Origin of the sequence: Paralysiella testudinis (genome assembly GCF_016894345.1) — a bacterium.
GTDB classification, from domain to species: Bacteria; Pseudomonadota; Gammaproteobacteria; order Burkholderiales; family Neisseriaceae; genus Paralysiella; species Paralysiella testudinis.
The window spans coordinates 993900-1017749 of sequence record NZ_CP069798.1 but is presented as its reverse complement, the minus strand read 5'-3'; the positions used below and the strand labels follow the sequence as shown (position 1 = coordinate 1017749).

At 56.5% G+C, this 23850-nt stretch carries 24 protein-coding genes; 8 read left to right on the top strand and 16 right to left on the bottom strand.

Annotated features, from left to right (window positions below; genetic code table 11):
- Nucleotides 1-211: 211 nt before the first annotated feature.
- The 9 genes from JQU52_RS05150 to JQU52_RS05110 form a co-directional block, all read right to left on the bottom strand.
- Nucleotides 212-1312 carry a porin gene (locus tag JQU52_RS05150; RefSeq protein ID WP_230340066.1) on the bottom strand — a complete coding sequence of 367 codons (1101 nt, stop codon included), beginning with the start codon at nucleotides 1310-1312 and terminating at the stop codon, nucleotides 212-214.
- Nucleotides 1313-1719: 407 nt separating this feature from the next.
- Complete coding sequence (locus JQU52_RS05145; protein WP_230340065.1) at nucleotides 1720-2772, bottom strand: NADP(H)-dependent aldo-keto reductase; 1053 nt, start codon at nucleotides 2770-2772, stop codon at nucleotides 1720-1722.
- 173 nt (nucleotides 2773-2945) lie between these two features.
- A complete protein-coding gene (fba, locus tag JQU52_RS05140) occupies nucleotides 2946-4010 on the bottom strand; it encodes a class II fructose-bisphosphate aldolase (RefSeq protein ID WP_230340064.1) in 1065 nt (354 codons plus the stop codon).
- Nucleotides 4011-4086: 76 nt separating this feature from the next.
- Entirely contained in the window at nucleotides 4087-5175 is a 1089-nt protein-coding gene (locus JQU52_RS05135) for an AI-2E family transporter (RefSeq protein WP_230340063.1), read from the bottom strand.
- 116 nt (nucleotides 5176-5291) lie between these two features.
- Nucleotides 5292-6236 carry an ABC transporter ATP-binding protein gene (locus JQU52_RS05130; RefSeq protein ID WP_230340062.1) on the bottom strand — a complete coding sequence of 315 codons (945 nt, stop codon included), beginning with the start codon at nucleotides 6234-6236 and terminating at the stop codon, nucleotides 5292-5294.
- Nucleotides 6220-7710 (bottom strand): ABC transporter permease, encoded by a 1491-nt coding sequence (locus tag JQU52_RS05125; RefSeq protein WP_230340526.1) that lies wholly within the window; start codon nucleotides 7708-7710, stop codon nucleotides 6220-6222. Before JQU52_RS05125 ends, JQU52_RS05130 begins: the two co-directional genes overlap by 17 nt.
- A 114-nt stretch (nucleotides 7711-7824) precedes the next feature.
- Complete coding sequence (locus JQU52_RS05120; RefSeq protein ID WP_230340061.1) at nucleotides 7825-8088, bottom strand: hypothetical protein; 264 nt, start codon at nucleotides 8086-8088, stop codon at nucleotides 7825-7827.
- Between the two features lie 12 nt (nucleotides 8089-8100).
- Complete coding sequence (locus JQU52_RS05115) at nucleotides 8101-8265, bottom strand: hypothetical protein (RefSeq protein ID WP_230340060.1); 165 nt, start codon at nucleotides 8263-8265, stop codon at nucleotides 8101-8103.
- Between the two features lie 117 nt (nucleotides 8266-8382).
- Nucleotides 8383-9381: a thiamine ABC transporter substrate-binding protein gene (locus tag JQU52_RS05110; protein ID WP_230340059.1), complete on the bottom strand. Its 999-nt coding sequence runs from the start codon at nucleotides 9379-9381 to the stop codon at nucleotides 8383-8385.
- A 44-nt stretch (nucleotides 9382-9425) separates the two neighbouring features.
- Between JQU52_RS05110 and JQU52_RS05105 the strand changes: the two genes are divergently transcribed.
- From JQU52_RS05105 to glmS, 6 genes are all read left to right on the top strand, one after another.
- Nucleotides 9426-10121 carry a pyrimidine 5'-nucleotidase gene (locus tag JQU52_RS05105; RefSeq protein WP_230340058.1) on the top strand — a complete coding sequence of 232 codons (696 nt, stop codon included), beginning with the start codon at nucleotides 9426-9428 and terminating at the stop codon, nucleotides 10119-10121.
- 47 nt (nucleotides 10122-10168) lie between these two features.
- Entirely contained in the window at nucleotides 10169-10420 is a 252-nt protein-coding gene (locus JQU52_RS05100) for a hypothetical protein (protein WP_230340057.1), read from the top strand.
- Between the two features lie 180 nt (nucleotides 10421-10600).
- On the top strand, nucleotides 10601-11968 hold the full coding sequence (glmU, locus tag JQU52_RS05095) for a bifunctional UDP-N-acetylglucosamine diphosphorylase/glucosamine-1-phosphate N-acetyltransferase GlmU (RefSeq protein WP_230340056.1): 1368 nt from the start codon (nucleotides 10601-10603) through the stop codon (nucleotides 11966-11968).
- A 62-nt stretch (nucleotides 11969-12030) separates the two neighbouring features.
- Nucleotides 12031-12384 (top strand): hypothetical protein, encoded by a 354-nt coding sequence (locus JQU52_RS05090; protein WP_230340055.1) that lies wholly within the window; start codon nucleotides 12031-12033, stop codon nucleotides 12382-12384.
- A gap of 58 nt (nucleotides 12385-12442) precedes the next feature.
- Nucleotides 12443-12883, top strand: a complete 441-nt coding sequence (locus tag JQU52_RS05085; RefSeq protein ID WP_230340054.1) for a hypothetical protein — start codon at nucleotides 12443-12445, stop codon at nucleotides 12881-12883.
- 83 nt (nucleotides 12884-12966) lie between these two features.
- Nucleotides 12967-14814 carry a glutamine--fructose-6-phosphate transaminase (isomerizing) gene (glmS, locus tag JQU52_RS05080; RefSeq protein WP_230340053.1) on the top strand — a complete coding sequence of 616 codons (1848 nt, stop codon included), beginning with the start codon at nucleotides 12967-12969 and terminating at the stop codon, nucleotides 14812-14814.
- An 82-nt stretch (nucleotides 14815-14896) separates the two neighbouring features.
- Here glmS and JQU52_RS05075 read toward each other — a convergent pair whose 3' ends face one another.
- From JQU52_RS05075 to JQU52_RS05060, 4 genes are read right to left on the bottom strand one after another with little or no spacing between them, the layout of a single operon-like run.
- A complete protein-coding gene (locus tag JQU52_RS05075; protein ID WP_230340052.1) occupies nucleotides 14897-15235 on the bottom strand; it encodes an AzlD domain-containing protein in 339 nt (112 codons plus the stop codon).
- On the bottom strand, nucleotides 15232-15957 hold the full coding sequence (locus JQU52_RS05070) for an AzlC family ABC transporter permease (RefSeq protein WP_230340051.1): 726 nt from the start codon (nucleotides 15955-15957) through the stop codon (nucleotides 15232-15234). The genes JQU52_RS05075 and JQU52_RS05070 overlap by 4 nt, the downstream gene beginning before the upstream one ends.
- Nucleotides 15958-15977: 20 nt before the next feature.
- Entirely contained in the window at nucleotides 15978-16196 is a 219-nt protein-coding gene (locus JQU52_RS05065; RefSeq protein ID WP_230340050.1) for a SlyX family protein, read from the bottom strand.
- Nucleotides 16197-16231: 35 nt separating this feature from the next.
- Nucleotides 16232-17578 (bottom strand): Na+/H+ antiporter family protein, encoded by a 1347-nt coding sequence (locus JQU52_RS05060; RefSeq protein ID WP_230340049.1) that lies wholly within the window; start codon nucleotides 17576-17578, stop codon nucleotides 16232-16234.
- 383 nt (nucleotides 17579-17961) lie between these two features.
- On the opposite strand from JQU52_RS05060, the gene JQU52_RS05055 reads away from it, so the two are divergent.
- Both JQU52_RS05055 and JQU52_RS05050 read left to right on the top strand, forming a co-directional pair.
- Complete coding sequence (locus tag JQU52_RS05055) at nucleotides 17962-19605, top strand: GMC oxidoreductase (RefSeq protein WP_230340048.1); 1644 nt, start codon at nucleotides 17962-17964, stop codon at nucleotides 19603-19605.
- Entirely contained in the window at nucleotides 19571-20983 is a 1413-nt protein-coding gene (locus JQU52_RS05050; protein ID WP_230340047.1) for a coniferyl aldehyde dehydrogenase, read from the top strand. The genes JQU52_RS05055 and JQU52_RS05050 overlap by 35 nt, the downstream gene beginning before the upstream one ends.
- 111 nt (nucleotides 20984-21094) lie before the next feature.
- On the opposite strand, the gene JQU52_RS05045 is transcribed toward JQU52_RS05050, so the two are convergent.
- The 3 genes from JQU52_RS05045 to atpG are packed head-to-tail and all read right to left on the bottom strand — an operon-like array spanning nucleotide 21095 to nucleotide 23837.
- Nucleotides 21095-21517 carry a F0F1 ATP synthase subunit epsilon gene (locus tag JQU52_RS05045; RefSeq protein WP_230340046.1) on the bottom strand — a complete coding sequence of 141 codons (423 nt, stop codon included), beginning with the start codon at nucleotides 21515-21517 and terminating at the stop codon, nucleotides 21095-21097.
- Nucleotides 21518-21528: 11 nt separating this feature from the next.
- Nucleotides 21529-22926, bottom strand: a complete 1398-nt coding sequence (gene atpD / locus JQU52_RS05040; RefSeq protein WP_230340045.1) for a F0F1 ATP synthase subunit beta — start codon at nucleotides 22924-22926, stop codon at nucleotides 21529-21531.
- Between the two features lie 35 nt (nucleotides 22927-22961).
- On the bottom strand, nucleotides 22962-23837 hold the full coding sequence (gene atpG / locus JQU52_RS05035) for a F0F1 ATP synthase subunit gamma (protein WP_230340044.1): 876 nt from the start codon (nucleotides 23835-23837) through the stop codon (nucleotides 22962-22964).
- Between the last annotated feature and the right edge of the window lie 13 nt (nucleotides 23838-23850).

The window sequence follows — 23850 nt, the reverse complement described above, 5'->3', positions numbered from 1 at the left end:
ATGTGTGCTTGCAAACCGCCTTGCCTTATGGTGTTTTACATGGATATTCGTGGGCATAGCCCACGCTACGCTTACCATGCCAAACGTAGGGGGCGCGGTGCGTACCCTATCGTGATTGCTAGCAATAAGCCATAGGCGTGGTTTTTTGCAAAAATCACAGGCAAACAAAAAGCCCGCCGAAGCGGGCTTTTTAAGACCAATCTAAGCTAGATTAGAATTTGTGTTTCATACCAACACCCAGAGCGGTGGTCTTGGCTTTGCCATTGCCTTCGCCCAAACCTTCGCTCAACCAGCCAGCAGAAACCATGGCAGTGGTACGTTTAGAGAAGTCGTAGTCAGCACCTAACACGATTTGGTCGTATTTAGTATTACCAACACTAATCTTTTCGCCATCAGTAGTTTTTACATTCCAGCCATGAGCATAGGAAATTTTTGGAAATACATTACCGAAATGATAACCAGCTGTCAAAGCAACTTCTTGACCACGAAAATTAATCGCATCTTTTGCTGAATATTTAATTTGATCATTAGCATTAGCAGGATCTGCATTATGCAAAGCAACATAATTACTTACTGCTGTACTAGCATAAGTACTGGTATTTTTAGCATTTTGATAACCCAACGCAACAAACAGGTTATTCGCATCATAGCCACCCTCTAAACGGTGTACTTGGCCATCAAGATTATAACCAGCGCTGTTTTTCAAGAAGTCAAAGCCGTATTTAGCAAAGAAACCAGAGTTTTCATAGTTCAAACCGAAACCATATTTAGCATGAGTAGCACCAGCACGCACCCCACCCTCTTCCGCGGCATTGTTATCGCGCGGAGAGAATAATACGTTAAAGTTAAAACCAGCAAAATCAGGAGAGTCATAACGAACACCAGCGTAACGCTGACTGGTACGGGTGTATTTAGCCAAGCCCAAAGCTTCGTTAGAGTATTCCCATGCATCCGGAGTATCCATGTTTGAATTCATTTGGTTGCTCAAATGACCAGCACGAACCTTACCGAAGCCACCTTCCAAACCAATGAAAGAGTCACGGCTAGACCAGCCAGAATCAGTACCGGCAATTGAAGTTTTGGATTCTACTTGCCAAATGGCTTTCAAGCCATTGCCCAAGTCTTCAGAGCCTTTGAAGCCGATGCGTGAACCAAAATCAGCAATGCCGTTGGTATAAGGTGAACGATCACCACTAGCAACCTTTGAAGAAGAAGCTTCGTAACCGGCTTTGATTTGGCCGTACAAAACAACTTCAGCCATAGCGGCAACAGGCAGAGTAGCCAAAGTCAGAGCAATCAGGGTTTTTTTCATTGCTGTATTCCTTTTCTATGTCGAAAAAACAAACTTAAAAATCACTGTGCGATTTTCCAAGTTCTTGCGTTAATCGCCGCGTTAGCGATTCCATGGCGTCAATATAATGCCTTAGTTGCAAAAAAACAAATCTAAATCCCCGCAGCGGCAGTAAAACCGTGCTTTCCCATACCCAACCATCGCTTATTTTTATAAAAAACACAAAATAATCAATGATTTTATTAAACCAACCACACAAATATCCGTATCAGACCATTTTCACAACACTGTTGCGTTTTTAGCACACAATCGAAATTGCGCGATAAGGCGCCTGCTGCATGTCCGGCCGTAATCATTCACAAAGCCGGCGTTTCAGGCTGCCTGAAGCCTTAAAGCCTGTTCACAATCTTTTATTGTACTCAGGCTCTTTAAGGGCACGGGTTGCTGATGTCGGCATGGACGGCATCGATGGCGGCCAAGGTGTCTTCGTTTAGTGTGATTTGGGCGCTGGCGATGTTTTCGGCCAATTGGGTGCGGTTGGTGGCGCCGATGATATTGCTGGCCACAAACCTTTGTTGGCTTACAAAAGCCAGCGCCAAGGTGGCCAGTGAAATGCCGGCGGCTTCGGCAATGGCGGCATAGCGCTCTACGGCGACGAAGGCTTGCGGTTTGGTGTAGCGGGTAAAGCGGTTAAATAAAGTGAGACGGGCATTTTGCGGCCAGGGCTTACTGCGGTATTTGCCGCTGAGCATGCCGAAAGCCAGCGGCGAGTAGGCCAAAAGGCCAACTTGTTCGCGCAAGGACATTTCCGCCAAGCCCACTTCGTAGCTGCGGTTGAGCAGGTTATACGGATTTTGCACGCTGGCCACACGCGGCAAGGCTGGGTTTTGGCTGTGTAGATTAAGGTATTGCATTAGTCCCCACGGGGTTTCGTTGGACAGGCCTACCGCACGGACTTTGCCTTGCTGCACCAACTCACCCAATGCGCCCAATACTTCGGCAAACGGGGTGAAGGTTTCGCTTTCAGGCAGCCTGTGCACACCCAAGCGGCCAAAAAAGTTGGCTTGGCGCTCCGGCCAGTGCAGTTGGTATAAGTCTAGATAATCGGTATTGAGGCGCTGCAAGCTGGCTTCGCAGGCGGCAAAAATCTGGGCGCGGCTAAAGTTATTGCCGCCACGGATGTAGCTGTCTAGATTATTGTTGCCGGTGGGGCCGGCGATTTTGCTGGCCAGTACCACATCATCGCGCTTGCCGCGTGCTTTGAGCCAGCTGCCGATATAGCGCTCGGTGGTGGCGTAGGTTTGGGCATTGGGCGGCACCGGATACATTTCGGCGGTGTCGATAAAATTCACGCCGTGCGCGAGGGCGTAATCCAGTTGCTGATGGGCTTCGGCTTCGCTGTTTTGCTCGCCCCAGGTCATGCTGCCCAAGCAGATTTTGCTAACGGCGATGCCGGTATTGCCTAAGACTCTTTGCTCCATTCGGGTTTCCTTCCTTTATACCTTTAATATAATATAGATGTTGTTTTGTCGGTGCGCGGGGTGCACCCTACACAATTGACACCATACGGCAAACGCCAACACCCATACAATAAAAAGGCTGCCTGAAACCTTCTATTTTGGTTTCAGGCAGCCTTTGGTATGGCATTGGCGGTTTATTTAACGATTTGCACCAGCTCGCCGGCGGCGTATTTGTCGGCCATTTTTTCCAGCGGGATGGGTTTGATTTTGGCGGCTTGGCCGGCGCAGCCAAACGCAGTGTAGCGATCGATACACACGTCTTTCATGGCTTTTACGCTGGCGGCCAGGTATTTGCGCGGATCGAATTCGGCCGGGTGTTGCGCCAAAAAGCGGCGGATGGCGCCGGTGCTGGCCAAGCGCAAGTCGGTGTCGATGTTGACTTTGCGCACGCCGTGCTTAATGCCTTCCACAATTTCTTCCACCGGCACGCCGTAGGTTTCGCCGATGTTGCCGCCGTATTCGTTGATGATGGCCAGCCATTCTTGCGGCACGGAGCTGGAGCCGTGCATCACCAAGTGGGTGTTGGGCAGGTGCTGGTGGATTTCTTTAATGCGGTCGATGCGCAGCACGTCGCCATCGGGCTTGCGTGAGAATTTGTAGGCGCCGTGGCTGGTGCCGATGGCAATGGCCAGCGCGTCTACGCCGGTGTCTTTCACAAACTGCACGGCTTCGTCTACGCCGGTGAGCAATTGGCTGTGGTCGAGCACACCTTCGGCACCCACGCCGTCTTCTTCACCGGCCATGCCGGTTTCCAAATTGCCCAATACGCCGATTTCGCCTTCCACCGACACGCCGCAAGCATGGGCAAATTGCACTACGGTGCGAGTTACATCCACATTGTAGGCATAATCGGCCGGGGTTTTGCCGTCGCTTTTGAGCGAGCCGTCCATCATCACCGAAGAAAAACCCAATTGGATGGCGCGCTGGCATATGGCCGGGCTTGTGCCGTGATCTTGGTGCATCACCACCGGAATATGCGGAAATTCTTCGATGGCGGCCAAAATCAGGTGGCGCAAAAACGGCGCCCCGGCATATTTGCGCGCACCGGCGCTGGCTTGCACGATTACCGGCGCGTCTACTTCGCTGGCCGCTTCCATAATGGCGCGCATTTGTTCGAGGTTGTTGACATTAAACGCGGGCAAGCCGTATTGGTGCTCGGCGGCGTGGTCCAGCAGCTGGCGTAAAGACACAAGAGCCATGTTTCTCTCCGAAGGTGGGTTTATTCGCGGGCAATTATAGCAGTTTTAAGCGGATGCTTCAGGCTGCCTGAAACGATTACTTGGGCAACTGCGCATAAGCACTGGCGTCTTCCACCAGCATAATTGCCAACGGCCGCGTGGCCGGAAATGCCGCCAGCACAATCACCAGCATGGAAGTGAGGGGAATCGCCAAAATGGCACCGGCAACGCCCCACAGCGACGACCACAACGACAACGACACCAGCACCACAAACGGCGACAAATTCACCTGTTTGCCAATCATGTTCGGCTCCAGCACATTGCCCACAAACATTTGCGCTGCGGTAAGCAAGCCGGCCACCAGCAGCGTGGTTTGCACCGAGCCGAATTGCGCCAAGGTGAGCAATACGGGAAACAGCACCGCCAGCATGGAGCCAACATACGGGATATAGTTGAGCAGGCCAATCACCACCGCCCAAAACAGCGCATAATCCACGCCGCACAGCCACAAAATCAGCAGCGAAATCAGCGCCAAAATAATGTTGATGCCGGTTTTCACTGCCAAGTAGTCACCAATGCGCCGGTTGATGTCGGCCACCATGCGTTTGGTTTGCTCGGCACTGTCGTCGGGCAAGGCCATGGCCAGCTTGGCGGCAAAACGGCCGCGCTCGCTGGTGAGAAACAGCGCATACACCACCACCAACACCACCATCCCCGCCATCGCCCCCACGGATCCGAGCACAGAGCCAAATAACGACTGCATATTGATGCGGCCAATGGTGGCGGCGCGAATGCTCTGCCAATCCGGGTCATGGCTGATGCCGAAAAAGCCGGTGGTTGAGGTGAGCATGTGTTCCAAATTGGCTTGATAGCCCGGCGCCGTGGCCACCATTTTCTCGCCGGTAGTAATCACAATACTGGTGAGCCCCGCCACCACACCCACAAATCCGGCCAGCACCAGCAAGCGGCGCAACCATTCCGGCGTGCGCCCCAGCAAAGGCAGCCGCCCCAACCAGTCGGACAGGGTAATCAACACATACATGGAAATCACCGCCGCAATAATCGGCAGCAAAAAATTCTGACCGATCTTAAGCAAAAAACCCAGCAACACCACCAATAATAAAGACAGCACCAGCGTTTGCAACGGGTGCAGGCGGTGTTGGCGGAGTGGGTTTGCTTCGTTCATACTTGCCTCTGTGTGTTGTATGTTTGGCGTTTAACGGGCGTTATTGTAGCGTTGATTGTGTGGGTATTGCTGGCTCGCTGTTGCCGCCATTAGGTTAAAGGCTGCCTGAAAACCCTTCAGGCAGCCTCAAACACCACCACCGCAGCCTCATCCACCCATAATTTAACGCTATCGCCCACGGCGGGCGGGGTGGTGGTGGCGGGCAGCCATTGTTGCAGGGTGCCGTATTGCGGGTGCTGCCATTGCAGCCGCCACAAACCGGCTTGCGGGGCAGCGGCCAGCAGGGTGCTGGGGGTGCCTTGCGGATGGTGCAGGTGCAGCGCGGCTTGGGGGATATGGTGTTGCTCGGTTACATTGTCGCAGCCCAGCAAGCGGGCGGCGGCGGCGCTGGCGGGTTTGGCCAACAAATCGGCGGGGCTGCCTTGTTGCAGCCAGCGGCCATGGTCGAGCAGACACACGCGAGTGGCCAGTTGCAAGGCTTCGGTGGGGCTGTGGGTTACCATCACGGTGGGGCAAGGCTGTTGTTGCAGCAAGGCCAAGGTGAGCTGTTGCAATTGGCTGCGCAAATGGCTGTCGAGCGCGGAAAACGGCTCGTCTAGCAACAGGGCTTGCGGCCGGGTAACCAGCGCCCGCGCCAAGGCCACGCGCTGTTGCTCGCCGCCGGACAAGGCGCCGGTGCGGCGTTCGGCTTCGGCGGCCAGCCCCACTTGCGCCAAGATGTTGATGGCAGCAGCACGGGCGGCGGCCTTGCCCTGCCCTTGCATACGCAGGCCGAAAGCCACGTTTTGCCACACATTCAGGTGTGGCAGCAGCGCGTAGTCTTGAAACATCAGCGCAAAGCGGCGTTGTTCAGGCTGCCTGAAGGTGTAGTCGGCACCGTTAAAGCGGATTTGGCCGTGCTGCGGTGCCACCAATCCGGCGGCCATTTTCAGCAAAGTGGATTTGCCGCTGCCAGACGGCCCCAAGATGGCCACCAGCTCGCTTGCGCCCACGGCCAAATTGATGCCGTGGGCCACGGTTTTGTTGCCGTAGCGGTGGTGGATGTCAACCCATTCGAGCACGTTGCGTTCCTTTATCGGTGTGGCTATTCGCATCCAGCAAGGCAAACACCGCGATGGCCAGCAGCATCAATACGGCAGTGAGCACCATGGCGCGGTCGTAATTGTCTTGCCCGGCGGTGCTCAGGTGCTGATAAATCAAAGTAGTGAGCGTTTGCCATTCGGGGCGCGACAAAAACAAGGTGGCGGCAAATTCGCCCACACAAGTGGCCGCAGCCAAGGTAAGCCCGCGCCGCAGCGAAGGCAGCAGCAAGGGTGCGGTTACCCTGGTGGCTACCTGAAACGGTGAAGCGCCCAAGGTACGCGCCGCCGCGGCGTAGCCGGGCGGCAGCGCATCCCAAGCGGCGAGCAAGTCTTTGGTGATAAACGGATAGGCCAGCAAGGCATAAGTGGCCACCAGCAAGCTCAGCGATGCCGTCCACTGCGGATACAGCAGCAACACGCCAAACGCCACGCACACCGGCGACACCATAAACGGCAAAAAAGTGATGCTGCGCATCCATGCATGGCGGCGCGCCAAGGCGGCGTGGCTCACGCCCAGCAACAAGGCCAGCAGCATCGCCAACCCAGTGAAGCGTAGGGTATTGAAGGCTGCCTGAAGCGTGGCCGCATCCAGCAAAACCTGCCACGACGCCCCTGCTTGCGCCGCACGCCACGCAATCGCCGCCAGCGGCAACACGCAACACAATGCCAACAGCACCAAGGCCGCCGCCAACAACGCGTATTGACGCCAACCGCGCACCGGCTCAGGCAATGGCGGCTGCACCGGATTGGCGCCGGCAGCACGGCGGCTGAGCCAAGCATAGGCCAGCGCCGCCAGCAAGGTGATGGCCAACACCAGCCACACCAACACACTGGCTTCGTCCATCGCCAGCTCATAGGCAATCAACTGATAAATTTCCACTTCGATGGTGGCGTAATCGCTGCCGCCCAGCAGCAAGGCCAGCCCAAAGCCGGAAAAGCAATACAGAAACACCAAACACACGCCGCCCGCCAGCCACGGCAGCAACACCGGCCACTGCACCTGCCAAAAGCGCGTCCACGCGCCCGCACCCAAAGTTTGCGCCGCCCATAGCCGCGAAGCGGGTACCTGCAAAAAGCCTTGATACGCCGCCCGCACCAGCACCGGCAGGTTAAAAAACACATTGCCGTACAGCAGCAAATACGGCGTGTCTTGCCAACCCGGCCACAGCAAGCCGTGCGTACCAAACAAAGCCAACACGCCCATACCGGCCACCAGCGTGGGCATCACAAATGGCAGCATTAGCAAGCGCAACACCAGCGCGCGCCCGGCAAAATCAAACCGCGCCAACACCCATGCCAAAGGCGTGCCAATCAGCAACACCAATATGCACGTAATCAGCGCCTGCAACACCGTCCACGCAATGCGCCAACGCATATAGTCGTCGTCCAACAGCGCCCATGCCCAAGCACCGTCGCCATAGCGGCCGATGGCCAGCAGCGGCGCCACAATCATCAGCAGCAAAAAGCCGATGGGCAGCAAGGCGAGCAGCAGGCTGGCGCACAAGCGGCCAGCCGCTGCTCGGAGAGTGGTATCGGCAGCAATCATCAATAATATCTATCGCGCGGTTTAGCGCAAGCGGTTGAGCGGTATGGGGGTGGTTTGGCCGCCCACCAAAGTGAACAGCCAGTAGGCGCGGCGATCTTGATTGCGCACGCGGCAAAACGCCATCGCCACATTTTGAATACAGGCAAACGGATAAGCCTGCCATTGCGCGGGCAGCGTGGCTTTAAATCCTTTCACATCGGCCTCGCTAGACGCTTGCAAACGGCAATCGCCGCTGGCACGGCACACCGGCTGCCAATCGCCAGGCTCTTGCTTGCCGTCCATCATCCATTGCGGCCCTTACAAAAACAAGCGCATTTGGGTGGACAAAGGCTGCTCGGTTTGCGGGTGCAGCCATACATAGTCGCCCGCATCGGTGGCGTCCAAACCGGCGGCCAATACGGGCGCAGACAAACACAAGGCCGCCAATAAGGCCAATAGCTTACGGGGTTTGAGGATGTTCATGCTGGCCATCTCCTGAAGTTAAAAGGCTACCTGAAAGCATTATCGACAACCCTACCGTGATACAACACAGTTTCAGGCAGCCTTAAAGGCTGCCTGAAACCTTGAACACCCTTGCTGTTAACGTAATACCGTGCGAATCCAACGGCTCACCCATTGCCGTTGTTTGTCGGCCATATCGGCGGCAGACGGCTGGGCATATTGGCCGGGCACTTGGGCAAACTCAAACACCTTAGGCAGCGGTGTACCGCTTACCGCCGGATACACCCACATTTGCTCCGGCACGGCTTTTTGCACCGCGTCAGACTGTAAATACTGCACCAGCTTGGCCGCCAGCTGCGGCTGTTTGGCTTTGTTCAGCACCGCCGCACCTTCAACCTGGCGGAACACCCCGCCTTTTAAAAACAAATTGCCGGTGGGCGGGGTGGTGTATTTGCCTTTGCTGAAATGCACTTCGGCAGCGGGGCTGGTGGCATAGCTCACCACCAGCGGGCGGCTACCGCCGTTTTGGCTGAAGTCGGTGTAATAAGCATCGCTCCAGCTTTTGCTCACCTTTACCCCGTTTTGGCGCATTTGTGCCCACCATTGAAACGCACGTGTTTCGCCCATGTCGGCAATATTGGCCATCAAAAACGCCAAGCCGGGGCTGGAGGTGCCGGGATTGGGCATCACCAGCAAATCCTTATAGGCCGGCGTGGCCAAATCGGCCAAGGTTTTGGGCAGTGGCTTGTTGTTTTTCTGGAACCACGCCTTATCATAATTGAGCACCACATAGCCGTAATCCACCGCCAGCGCATGGGGCAAATCGGCGGCCACGGCACGGCTGGCGGGCTGTTTGGCCGCCAAAATACCCGCTTGGCGCGCCTTGGCGATATTGCTGTTGTCTAAGCCGTATACCGCATCGGCAATCGGTGCGGCGCGGCTTAAAATCAGCTTATTGAGCATTTCATTGCCGCTGCCCACTTTAATCACCGACACCTTGGCTTTATTGTCTTGCTCAAATTTGGCCAGCACTTCTGCGGGCAAGGCAAATGATTTGTGCACCGCCAGCCGCACTTCGGTTTGCGCTTGCGCCCAAGCACTGCCCAGCAACAAGGCAATTGATAACAGGGATTTCATGGCTTTCATGGCTTGCTCCGCGTTAATGTGTTTTAATTCCGTGCATGATACCGTTAACTGCCGCACAGCAAAAGCACTGCCCGCCACCGCACCACGCCACCGTATGGTTGTTTGACCTCGACAACACCCTGCACCATGCCGATGCGGGCATTTTTTACATCATCAACCGCGCCATGACCGCCTATCTGGCCAGCGCACTGCAACTGAGCGTTCAGGCAGCCTCCGACTTACGCCAAGATTATTGGCACCGCTACGGCGCCACCTTGGCCGGTTTGCAGCAGCACCACCCGCACATCGACATTGGCGATTTTTTGCAAGCCAGCCATCCCTTGGCCGAAATCCTGCCTGCGCTCAAGCCAATGGCGCATTTGCAGCCGGTATTGGCCAGCCTGCCCGGACGCAAAGCCGTGTTTTCCAACGGGCCGTCGTTTTATGTGCAAGCCCTCATTACACAACTGGGCATCGGCAGCCATTTCGAAGCCCTATTCGGCACCGACGACTTCGGCCTCTATTACAAACCGGCCACAGCCGCTTATTTAAAGGTGTGCGCCCGGCTGCACACCCATCCCGCGCACTGCATTATGGTGGACGACAGCGCTGAAAATCTGCGCACAGCCAAAGCCTTGGGCATGCGCACAGTGTGGTTTGGCGCACAGGCGCACCCACTGCCGTTTGTGGACGTGGCCGTTGCCGACCTGCCCGCGCTGCAGCGGCAAGCTGCTGTACTGGCGCCGGATTAAGGTTTAAAATGCGCTGTTAATAAATATATTATTCTAAGGAACACCCCATGCGCTTATTTACCCTGTTTTCCGCCCTGCTGGCTCTGGCCGGCTGCACTTGGGAAACCTATCAAGACCAAAGCGGCCACACCGGCCTGCGCCCCAAATACGAAGCCGGCACCCGCGTGGCCTATGAAGACGGCAGCTATGCCCACGACCAGCGCTACAACAGCCTGCGCCCGGTGCCCCACGCCCTCACCCCCGGCAAAAAAGCCGCCGCCGAACCTGCACCGCGCACCAACTGGCCGCAAACGCCTTAATTTATGGATTTGCTTTCAGGCAGCCTTACTCATACCAATTCTATAAAATAAGATAACAAGGCGGCGAGCTGAAGACAGTACAAGTAGTACGGCAAGGCGAGCCAACGCAGTTAGGTTATTTTATATAATTGGTATCAGTATTAAATAAGGCTGCCTGAAACCTTGTTTGAGATTAGATTTATGTCCACACCGTTAAATATCGTTATTCTGGCCGCAGGCAAAGGCACGCGCATGTATTCGCAGCTGCCCAAAGTGCTGCATGAAATCGGCGGGCGCAGCATGTTGGCACGCGTCATCAGCACCGCGCAAAGCCTCAACCCCGAGCGCATCTGCGTGGTGATTGGCCATGGCAAAGAGTTGGTGCGCCAGCGCATCAACGCCGATGTGACTTGGGTGGAGCAAAACGAACAGCTCGGCACCGGCCACGCCGTTAAAACCGCCCTGCCCCATTTAAGCCCGCACGGGCGTACCTTGGTGCTCTACGGCGATGTGCCGCTCACCGACAGCCAAACCCTGCAAGCACTGCTGGATACGGCGGGCAACGAAGTGGGCCTACTCACCGATGTATTGGCCAAGCCCACAGGCTATGGGCGCATCATCCGCGAAAACGGCCAAGTGGTGGCGATTGTGGAAGAAAAAGACGCCAACGCCGCCCAAAAAGCCATCACCGAAACCAATACCGGCATGTTTGTGCTGCCCAACGCCCGCTTGGCCAATTGGCTCAACGCCCTGCAAAGCAACAATGCCCAAGGCGAATATTACCTCACCGATGTGATTGCCTTGGCCAATGCCGACGGCGTGGCGGTGCATCCGCAGCAAGTACGCGCCAGCCATCTGGCCGCCGGGGTCAACAACAAACAGCAACTGGCCGAGCTGGAACGCATCTTCCAGCGCGAGCAGGCCGAAGCCTTATTAAGCGCCGGCATCACCCTGCGTGATCCGGCCCGCTTCGATTTACGCGGCAGCCTCAGCCACGGGCAAGACGTGGTGCTTGATGTCAACGTGGTGCTGGAAGGCGATGTAGTGCTGGGCGACGGTGTGAAAATCGGCGCCAACTGCGTGATTCGCAACGCCCACATTGGCGCCGGCAGCCGCATAGCCCCGTTTTCGCATCTGGAAAATTGCAGCGTGGGCCGCAATGGCCGCATCGGCCCGTTTGCGCGCCTGCGTCCGCAAGCGCAATTGGGCGACGATGTGCACATCGGCAACTTTGTTGAAGTGAAAAACACCGTGATGGGCACCGGCAGCAAAGCCAACCACTTAACCTATCTGGGCGATGCCGACGTAGGCGAATACAGCAACATCGGTGCAGGCACCATCACCTGCAACTACGACGGCGTCAACAAATTCAAAACCACCATCGGCAGCCAGGTGCGCATCGGCTCCGGCACCATGCTTGTAGCACCGGTGAGCGTGGGCGATAAAGCCACCACCGGTGCAGGCAGCGTAATCACCAAACCCTGCCCCGCCGACAAACTCACCCTCAGCCGCAGCCGCCAAACCACCATCGAAGGCTGGGTGCGACCGGAGAAACCAGATACCCAATAAATATTTTCAGGCAGCCTGCCTGAAAATAGAACCCAATCGCCTGCACATCACGAAAGCATCCAATGAAAAACATCTTGATACCGGCATTACTCAGCTTAACCATCACAGGATGTGGCGCACTTCAAAAGCACCACGGCATTAATTGGCACTCTCCTTCACCCTGCCCTGCCCCTACAGCTGAGCAAGTCGACAGCTCCGGCAGGCTGTCGATTCAGAAAGGTACTGTATATAAATGTCAAATCCAGCCTTATGTCAGCAATATGGCCTGTGTAGGCATTACGGATGCTGATCATGCAGATGGCGTGTTGTGCCAAAATGGCGAAGGTGCTTCAATTTTGTTTTTATTTGACCAAAACGGCGCTCTGAAAAAGCATATATCAAACCCGACTAACCCAAAGCGCTCATCACAGCCATGATGCACAAAATACGTTCAAACGCTTTATATTGATTCAAACCATCAGGATAAAAACAATCATGCTGCGAACATTATTCAACACCTTTGCCGTTATACTGCTGCTCAGCGCCTGTGCCGCCGCACCTTCATTGCAAACACAAATGCAAACACTGGGGCACCATGCCCAAGCTCATGGCAACGGTCAGCTATTGATTGTGCAGGTGCCCGCTGCCGACAATCCGATTTCCAACGGCATGATAATTGCATCCTTGGAAAGCGGTAGTACATCCAACGCCGCCCGCCAAATTACCGAATTGCTGGGCAACAATATTGCCGCCATCGGCATTGTGGGCAATAGCGGCACCGTCAATGCCGCCACATTAAAACGGGCTTTGCACGACTACCCGGGTCAAAGCCGCGCGGTGATATATCTGCTGGGTCAATCCGGTGAAGCAAATGCCGCCTTACAGCAGGCAGCTAAGACCAAAGGGGTTACCCTTATACCGATAGCCCAACCCTAAAATTGAAATGCAGATAAGGCTGCCTGAAAAACACTTATCTTACGCAGTAATACCCTGATTTTTATTGATTAAGGACACACACCATGTGCGGCATCGTTGGCGCCATCCGCGCCCACCACAATGTGGTTGATTTTCTCACCGACGGCCTGAAACGGCTGGAATACCGTGGCTACGACTCCTCCGGCATTGCCGTGCGCACCGCCAACGGCATCGAACGCGTGCGCCGTGTTGGCCGCGTGGCCTTGATGGCCGAAGCCGCGGTAGCCGAGGGCGTGCACGGCCACTTGGGCATCGGCCACACCCGCTGGGCCACCCACGGCGGCGTTACCGAGCCCAATGCCCACCCGCATGTATCCGGCCAAGCCGAGCAACAAATCGCCGTGGTGCACAACGGCATTATCGAAAACTTCGAAGCCGAGCGCACCCGCCTGCAAGGCTTGGGCTACACGTTTGAATCGCAAACCGACACCGAAGTGATTGCCCACAGCATCCACCACGAATACCGCCACAACGGCCACAACCTGTTTACCGCCGTTCAGGCAGCCTGCGCCCGCTTTCACGGCGCCTACGCCATCGGCGTGATTGCCAACGACCAGCCAAACCTGATGGTGGCCGCGCGCATGGGCTGTCCGCTGCTGGTGGCGCTGAGCGACGACGAAACCTTTATCGCCTCCGATGTATCCGCCGTGATTGCCTTCACCCGCCGCGTGGTGTTTTTGCAAGACGGCGACATCGCCGAGCTGACCAGCAACGGCATTGCCAAATTGGTTGACCGCAGCGGCGCCGAAGCAGAGCGCAGTGTTAAAGTGTCTGAGCTGTCGTTGGCCTCGCTTGAGCTTGGCCCCTACAGCCACTTTATGCAAAAAGAAATCCACGAGCAGCCCAAAGCCGTGAGCGACACCGCCGAAGTGTTTATGCTGGGCGGCTTTGAGCCGGAAAACTTTGGCAGCAAGGCTCGCGCGGTGTTCAACGATTGCCACAGCATCAAAATCCTTGCCTGCGGCACCTCCTACTACGCCGCTCTCACCGCCAAATATTGGCTGGAGGCCATTGCCCGTATTCCCACCGATGTGGAAATCGCCAGCGAATACCGCTACCGCAGCGTGATTGCCGACCCCAAACAGCTCGTTATCACCATTTCCCAATCCGGCGAAACGCTGGACACCATGGAAGCACTGAAATACGCCCAATCGCTCGGCCACCGCCACAGCTTGGCCATCTGCAATGTAATGGAATCGGCCCTGCCGCGCGAAAGCGAATTGGTGCTCTACACCCGCGCCGGTGCCGAAGTCGGCGTGGCCTCCACCAAAGCCTTCACCACCCAACTGGTGGCTCTATTTGGCCTGGCGGTTACCCTAGGCAAACTGCGCGGCCATGTTGATGCCGCCCAAACCCAAGCCTACACCGAAGAGCTGCGCCAATTGGCCGGCAGCATCCAGCACGCGCTTAATTTGGAGCCGCAAATCGCCGCCTGGGCACAGCAATTCGCCCACAAAGCCAACGCCCTGTTTTTGGGGCGCGGCATTCACTACCCGATTGCCCTCGAAGGCGCGCTCAAGCTCAAAGAAATCACCTACATCCACGCCGAAGCCTACCCCGCCGGCGAGCTGAAACACGGCCCCTTGGCATTGGTTGACGAAAACATGCCGGTGGTGGTGATTGCCCCCAAAGACGGCCTGTTGGACAAAGTGAAAGCCAATATGCAGGAAGTGGCCGCACGCGGCGGCGAGCTGTTTGTGTTTACCGACCTAGACAGCGACTTCAACGCCAGCGAGGGCGTGCACGTGATCCGTACCCCGCGCCATATGGGCATTCTCTCCCCCATCGTCCACACCATCCCCGTACAACTGCTCTCTTACCACACGGCTCTCGTGCGCGGCACCGATGTCGACAAACCGCGTAACTTGGCCAAGTCGGTTACGGTGGAATAAACACGGTTATTGCCAATAGCAAAAGGCTGCCTGAAACACAATTTCAGACAGCCTTTTGCTTATCAAAAAACCGATATCAAACTCACCCCGCCCCCAACACCCACAGCCACCCATTCAACGCCGCCACGCCGATAATCATACTCACCAGCACGTTGCGCCATTGGCGGTAGCTCAGCCACACGCACAGCAGCGCCAGAATTTCGGCGGCCAGATACAGCGGCTGGGCGGTGGCTTTGTTGAGGCTTAAGCTGGCCAGTATCAGCAAGGTCATCACGCTGAGCGGCAGGGCGAAGTTAAGCGCGTGCAGCAGAGCGGATTTGAGCCAGGCTTTGGGCAGCAATACCGGCGCGGCACGCAGCAAAAAGGTGACTGCGCCCATGGCCAACACCGCCAGCAGCCAGCCCCAATATTGCGCACTCATGCCGCATCTCCTTTATCCGGGTGCGTATGTGCACCTTTACCCGGCCACCATGCCCGCAACACAATGCCCAGCACGCACAAGCCCACCGCCACCAGCAGCAGGTATTGGGTGGTGAGCACTTTAGCCAGCGCAAAGGCCAGCAGTGCCAGCACACACGGCCACCATACTTTTTTGCTTTGGTATTGCTCGTAGGCCAGAATCAAAAACAAGCAGGCCAAGGCGAAATCCAGATGCGGCACCAAGTCGTTTAAGCCTGCGCCAATGCCCACGCCGATTAAGGTGGCCGCGCACCAGTAAAGCTGGTTTAAAAACACAATGCGGCTAAATAAGGGCTGGCGCAGGGCTTCAGGCAGCGTGGTGAGGACGGAAAAGCTTTCGTCGGTGAGTGCAAACAAGGCATAGGCACGCTCGGCCTTGTTGAGCGGCAGATGAGGCAGCAGCGGCAGGCCGTAAAAAATATGGCGCAGGTTAATCACCAGCGCATTAAGGGTGAGGGTGAGCACGCCTGCGCCGCTGGCCAGCAGCGGAATCGACGCATATTGCGCCGCACCGGAATACAGAATCACACTCAATGCCAGCGCCAGCCAAGCGGGCAAACCGGCAGCGCTCATCAGCACGCCAAAGGCGATACCGGCGGGGATATAGCCCATGGCCACCGGGGCGCTGTGCTTTAAGGCCAAGCGCCAGCGTTGGCGGGCAGATAAGGGGGTGATGGTGTTCACGTTGGCGGTTTGATGGTGTATCAATAATGCGGTGGGATTTCGTCTGCTGCCGACACGGATACATCGGTATCCGCATTCTTTTCAGGCAGCCTTTGGTACAACAGCCGCAATTGCGCTTGTTGCAAATCGAGGGTTTGCTGCAAGCGTGCCACAGTGTCGCTTAAACCTTGCAGTAATTCTTCTTGTAAGGCTGCCTGAATTTCCAGCTCAATAATACGCTGTTCCATTTGCTGTTCCATTTATTCTTGTTCCATTTGCTCTGGGGCATCCATATTTACAGCACCATGGCCGCAATCCAGCCAAACACCATCAGCGGCAGATTGTAGTGGAGAAAGGTGGGCAATACGGTGTCGCGCATGTGGTCGTGCTGGCCGTCTACATTCAAACCGGCGGTGGGGCCGAGCGTGGAATCAGACGCAGGCGAACCGGCATCGCCCAGCGCACCGGCGGTGCCGATAATCGCCACCGTGGCCAGCGGCGAAAAGCCCATGCTGATGCACAACGGCACATAAATGGCGGCAATAATCGGCAAAGTGGAAAACGAGCTGCCGATGCCCATGGTGACCAGCAAGCCCACCGCCAACATGGCCAGCGCCGCCATGCCTTTATTGTGGCCGAACATGGCTGCCGAAGCATCCACCAGCGGCTTGATTTCGCCGGTGGCTTTCATCACTTCGGCAAAGCCTTGCGCGGCAATCATAATAAAGCCAATCATCGCCATCATTTTAATGCCTTGGTTGAACACCGAATCGGCATCGCCCCACCGCACCACGCCGGTGGCCATAAACACCGCAAAGCCGAGCATGGCACCCAGCAGCAAAGAATCGGCCCACAATTGCACCACAAACGCCACCGCAATCGCCGCCACCGCCACCAAGCTGCGGTAGGCCGAAGGCGGCGCCGTATTGAGCGCCTGTTGCGCCGCGGCGGTGTCCACCGTGGTGGTTTGATATTGGCGCGGGCGGCGGTAGCTCACCAACACCGCCAGCAGCAAACCGGCCACCATGCCCAAGGCCGGAATCGCCATGGCCTGCATCACATTGATGCCCGCCACGCTCATGCCGCCTTTTTCAATATTGCCCAACAAAATCTGGTTCAAAAAGATGTCGCCAAAGCCCACCGGCAAATACATATAAGTGGTCACCAAGCCGAAAGTCATCACGCAGGCCAGTAAGCGGCGGTCAATCTGCAAGCGGTTAAACACCAGCAGCAAGGGCGGAATCAGCAAGGGAATAAAGGCAATGTGGATGGGAATCAGGTTTTGGCTCATGATGCTCATCGCCAGCAAAGCCAGCAGCAAGCCCCATTTCACCTTATTGATGCCGCTTGGCACATGGTCTTGGCGTGTGCCGCCGTCCATGCGCCGAATCAGCCAATTGGCCAATTGCTGCGGCAAGCCGGAATGGGCAATCGCCACGGCAAACGCCCCCAGCATGGCATACGACAAGGCAATTTGCGCCCCACCGGCCAAGCCGTCTTGAAACGCCTTCATGGTATCGGCCAAACCCAAGCCGCCCAGCAAACCGCCCGCCAAAGCGCCCAGCACTAGGCTAAGCACCACATGCACACGCGCCAGCGACAAAGCCAGCATCACGATTACGGCAATTACCACAGCATTCATTGGTTTTCCCTTTTTTATTGATGATACCAATTCTACAAAATAACCTAACTGCGTTGGCTCGCCTTGCCGTACTACTTGTACTGTCTTCGGCTCGCCGCCTTGTTATATTATTTTGTAGAATTGGTATGACTTTAATTATTATTCGATTTTATTATTCGGGCTTCAAACCGCCGCGAAAGGCTGCCTGAAGCCGCTATTTTCATCGGCAAACAAAAGCCTGCATCATACCTCAAGCCACGATGTGCAGCCAGTATTGCACTGCAACATCTGCCCATATTGCCACGAGCAATACAACACGGCTACCATGGTTCTCCTATAGCGCAATGCATAACAAAGTGCTACGGCGTTGCTGCCGTTTCAGGCAGCCTTTTCAGGACACCCCCATGCACCCGTCTTTCGACACCGATTACTTTATCGTTGGCTCAGGCTTTGGCGGCAGCGTGTCGGCCTTGCGGCTGGCCGAAAAAGGCTACCGCGTTACCGTGGCCGAGCAAGGCCGCCGCTTCAGCCCGGCCGATATGCCCGCCAGCACTTGGGACGTGCGCCGTTTTTTGTGGCTGCCGGCGCTGGCCTGCCGTGGTTTTTTCGCCTTGCGCCTGTTTAAACACATGCTGGTGCTGCACGGCAACGCCGTGGGCGGCGGCTCCATCACTTATGCCAATACCTTGCTGGTGCCGAATACCGGCGTGTGGCAACACGGCACTTGGGCGGGTTTGCGTCCGTGGGGCAACATCATGCCCACGCATTATCAACGCGCCGAAGCCATGCTCGGCGTCACCACCAACCCCATTTTGGCCGATGCCGACCACACCTTGCAGCGGCTGGCCAGCGCAGCCGGTGTGGGCAACAGCTTTTACGCCACCCGTGTGGGCGTTTATTTCGGCATCAACGACCAACACACCCATCCGCCGCACAACGGCGACCCCTACTTTAATGGCAACGGCCCGCCGCGCCAGCCCTGCACCGCTTGCGGCGGCTGCATGGTGGGCTGTCGTTATCGTGCTAAAAACACCCTCGATTACAACTATCTCTATCTGGCCGAACGGCAAGGCGCGCAAGTGTTGGCGCAAAGCCGCGTTATCCGCATTGCGCCTTTGGGTGCCGCGCAAGACGGCAGCAGCGGTTGGCGCATCACCGTTAAGCCGTTCAGGCAGCCTGAGCAGCACTACACCGCCGCCCATGTGATTGTGTCCGCCGGCAGCCTTGGCACCCAAAAGCTGTTGTTTGCCATGAAGCAGCAAGGTTATTTACCGCGCTTGTCTGCCGCCTTGGGGCGCAATGTGTTCACCAATGCCGAGTCGCTCATCGGCATCCGTTTCCCCGGCTGTAGTGAAGATTTTTCGCGCGGCATTGCCATTGGCTCCGGCATCCATCTGGCCGACGGCACCCATATTGAAGCCACCCGTTTCCCCGCCGGATCCGACATTGCCAGCCTGCTGGGCACTTTAATGAACCACAGCCGCCACGGGCGCTTGCGTCTGCATCAATGGCTGGGGGCCTTTATCCACGGCTGGCTCACCCGCCCACGGCGCATGTGGCAGGCGCTACGCCCGAAAAACATGGCGCGTGAATCGTTGATTTTGCTGTGTATGCAAACCGCACCGCAGCCGCTCAATATGGTGTGGCAACGCCGTTGGTATTGGCCGTTTGCACCGATGTTGGCCACCGAAGGCGCGGCTATTCCCGCCTATATTCCCGCCGCCAGCGATTTTGCTTTTCAGGCAGCCCAAGCGCAGCAAGGCAACGCTTTTACTTGTGTGGCCGATGTGTTTCTCAATATTCCCGCCACCGCCCACTGCATGGGTGGTGCCGCACTGGCGGCCACGCCCGAGCACGGCGTCTGCGATGCGCAACACCGTGTGTTCGGCTACCAAAACCTGTATATTATTGACGGTGCCAATATTTCGGCCAATCTTGGCGTCAACCCCAGCCTCACCATTGCCGCGCTGGCCGAAGCCGCCATCAGCACCATCCCTGCAAAAGAAAGCCGCCATGACCCAGCCCAACCCCCTGCAAGCCCGGTTTGACCCGCTTTATCAAGCCTCGCGCCAACACACCGACGTGCCGTGGCCGCTGCGTCAACAGCGCTTGCAGCAATTAGCACGCATGGTGCGTGAACACCGCCACGCCATTGCCGACGCAATTCATGCCGACTTTGGCAACCGCAGCCGCCACGAAACCGACTTGCTCGAAGTTTTCCCCACCTTGGCGGGCATCCGCCACGCCCTCAAACACGGCAAACAGTGGATGCGACCGCGCAAAGTGGCCACCGATTGGTGGTTTTGGCCGGCGCGCAACCGCATTTTGCCGCAGCCCTTGGGCGTGGTCGGCATTATCGCGCCGTGGAATTATCCGCTGTTTCTCACCACCGGCCCCCTCATTGCCGCCTTGGTGGCAGGCAATCGCGCCTTGGTGAAAACCTCCGAACACGCCCCCGCCTTTGGCCAGTGGCTGGCGCACACCGTGCCGCAGTATTTTGCCGATAACGAGCTGGCGATTATTGAAGGCGATGCCGATGTAGCCGCCGCCTTCAGCGCCCTGCCCTTCGACCACCTGCTGTTTACCGGCTCCACCGCCGTGGGGCGGCTGGTGATGCGCGCCGCCGCCGCCAACCTCACCCCGGTAACGCTGGAGCTGGGCGGCAAATCGCCCACGCTGATTTTAGACGATGCCGATTTAGATCAAGCGGTGGCGCGGGTGATGAGCGGCAAATTGGTGAACGCCGGGCAAACCTGCATCGCGCCCGACTATGTGCTGCTGCCGCCAGCGCTTCAGGCAGCCTTTATCGAAAAAGCCCGCGCTTGGGTGGCACAACACTACCCCAACCTAGCCGCCAACCGCGACTACAGCCACATCATCAACCCCACCCAATTGGCGCGCCTGCAAGGCTATTTGCAGCAAGCCGCCGCCGCTGGCGCCGAAATCGTGCCGCTGGTTCCCGACGCAACAAACCAAAATGCCGGCAACAGCACCCTATTGCCACCGCATATTGTGTGCAACACCCCCGCCCACAGCCCGCTGATGCAGGAAGAAATCTTCGGCCCGTTGTTGCCGCTGGTGCCCTACCAACAGCTCGACGAAGCGCTGGAATACATCCGCGCCCGCCCGCGCCCCTTGGCCTTATATGTATTCGGCAAAGCACAGGCGCAAATCGACCACGTGCTGCGCAACACCGTTTCCGGCGGCGTGAGTGTGAACGACACCCTGTTTCATGTGGCACAAGAAAATCTGCCTTTCGGCGGCGTGGGTGCATCCGGCATGGGCGCCTACCACGGCCGCACCGGTTTTGACACCTTCTCCCATCTGAAGCCGATATTCACCCAAGCCAAACGCAACGGCATGGGCTTGCTGGCACCGCCCTACGGCAAAACATTTGCTGCCATATTGAAAATCCTGTTGCGTTAAATCACCGCATTAAAGGCTGCCTGAAACGGTTTCAGGCAGCCTTGTATCATAAAAACACACCCACAAAAAAAGCACGGCTGTAAGCCGTGCTTTGTTAGAACATTGCGGTTCTTATTTCTTATGAGCGCGCAGGTAATCCAGCGTTTTCAGCTGTGCAATGGCAGCAGCCAATGCCGCTTGTGCCGCAGCCAGCGATTTCTCGTCTTTGGCGGCATGAATGCCGGATTCGGCGGCTTTTTTGGCTTCTTCGGCGCGTTTTTGATCCATCTCGGCACTGCGCACCGCACAATCGGCCAACACCGTCAGCTTGGTGGGTTGCACCTCCAAAACACCGCCGGAAACCGCCACCAGAACTTCTTCTTTCTGGCCGGGCACCGTCAAACGCAAAGCACCGGGACGCACCAAGCTCATAATCGGTTCGTGGCGCGGGTAGATACCCAGCTCACCTGTTTGGGTGGGCACCACCACAAAGCTGGCCTCACCCGAAAAGATGTTCTCTTCGTTGCTCACCACTTCCACTTGCATGGTACTCATTCAGCGCCTCCTTAGTTTAAGGTCTTGCCTTTTTCGACAGCTTCTTCAATGCCGCCCACCATGTAAAACGCCTGTTCCGGCAGGTGGTCGTATTCACCACTCAAAATGGCTTTAAAGCCTTTGATGGTGTCGCGCAGCGATACGTATTTGCCGGGCGAACCGGTAAACACTTCGGCCACGTGGAAGGGCTGCGACAAGAAACGTTGGATTTTGCGTGCACGCATCACGGTCATTTTGTCTTCGTCAGACAATTCGTCCATACCCAAAATGGCGATGATGTCGCGCAATTCCTTGTATTTCTGCAAGGTAGACTGCACACCGCGTGCCACATCGTAATGCTCTTGACCCAACACCATTGGATCCAGTTGGCGTGAAGTGGAGTCCAGCGGGTCTACAGCCGGGTAAATACCCAAAGAGGCAATATCACGGCTCAATACCACAGTGGCATCCAAGTGGGCAAACGTGGTGGCGGGCGACGGGTCGGTCAAGTCATCCGCCGGTACGTATACGGCTTGAATCGAGGTAATCGAACCGGTTTGCGTAGAAGTAATGCGCTCTTGCAAACGGCCCATCTCCTCGGCCAGTGTCGGCTGGTAGCCCACCGCAGACGGCATACGACCCAACAAGGCAGATACTTCGGTACCGGCCAAGGTGTAGCGGTAGATGTTATCCACGAAGAACAACACGTCGCGGCCTTTGCCGTTTTCGTCTTTTTCGTCGCGGAAGTGTTCGGCCATGGTCAAGCCGGTGAGCGCCACGCGCAGGCGGTTGCCCGGCGGTTCGTTCATCTGGCCGTACACCATCGCCACTTTGTCCAGTACGTTGGAGTCTTTCATCTCATGGTAGAAGTCGTTGCCTTCACGGGTACGCTCACCCACACCAGCAAACACCGACAAACCGCTGTGCGCTTTGGCAATGTTGTTGATCAACTCCATCATGTTTACGGTTTTGCCCACACCGGCACCACCGAACAAGCCCACTTTACCGCCCTTGGCAAACGGGCACAGCAAGTCGATTACCTTGATGCCGGTTTCCAAAATTTCGGTAGAGCTCGACAATTCGTCGAACTTGGGGGCTTCTTGGTGAATGGCGCGGCGTTGCTGCTCGCCGATGGGGCCGGCTTCATCCACCGGATTGCCCAACACGTCCATAATGCGACCCAGAGTGGCCTTGCCCACCGGCACGCTGATGCCAGCGCCGGTATTGCTCACGGCCAGGCCGCGTTTCAGACCGTCGGTACTGCCCATGGCAATGGTACGCACCACACCGTCACCCAGAAGCTGTTGCACTTCCAGAGTCAGGTCGGTATCCACCAATTTCAGGGCGTCATACACATTCGGAATGGCATTGCGCGGGAACTCTACGTCCACCACGGCGCCAATGATTTGTACGATTTTGCCTTGGCTCATTATCGTATCCTATTTTATTGACCGTACCGCCGCCCTTAAACGGCAGCGGCACCGGCCACAATTTCTGACAATTCTGTGGTAATTGCGGCTTGGCGTGATTTGTTGTACACCAAACGCAATTCCTTAATCGCGTTGCCGGCATTGTCGGTGGCCGCTTTCATGGCCACCATACGGGCTGCCTGTTCGGAAGCCATGTTCTCACTCAATGCCTGATACACCACAGACTCTAAATAACGGCGAACCAAATACTCAAGCACCGCGGCAGGCGTGGGTTCATACACATAATCCCAGCTGTATTCCCGGTCTTGCGGCACTTCGTTCAACACATTCTGACCAATCGGTAGCAAGGTTTCCAAGTGCTGCTCCTGACGCATGGTGTTGACAAACCCAGAGTACACCAGGTGAATCACATCCAGATCGCCATCGGCATAGCGCTTGAAAATCTCGGTTAAGGGGCCCAGCAGTGTTTCCATTTTCGGGGTATCCCCCAAATTGGTTGCACTGGCAATCACATCCAAACCCACGCGATTGCAAGCCGCCAAACCTTTGCTGCCCAAACACACGGTTTCCACTGCCACGCCTTGCTGTTGGTATTCTTGCACTTGGGCAAAGAATTTCTTCAGCAAATTGGCGTTCAAACCACCGCACAAACCTTTGTCGGTGGTAATCAGGATAAAGCCGGCCCGTTGTACGGTGTCGCGGCGTTCCAGAATCGGCAAACCGTGGTCGGTTTCGGTTTGAGCCAGATGGCTCATCACCAAACGCACTTTTTGGGCATACGGACGCGCCAGGCGCATCCGTTCCTGAGTCTTCCGCATTTTAGAGGTAGACACCATCTGCATCGCTTTGGTGATCTTTTGGGTATTCTGAACACTGCGAATCTTGGTGAGAATCTCTTTACCTACTGCCATTGCAGACTCCTTT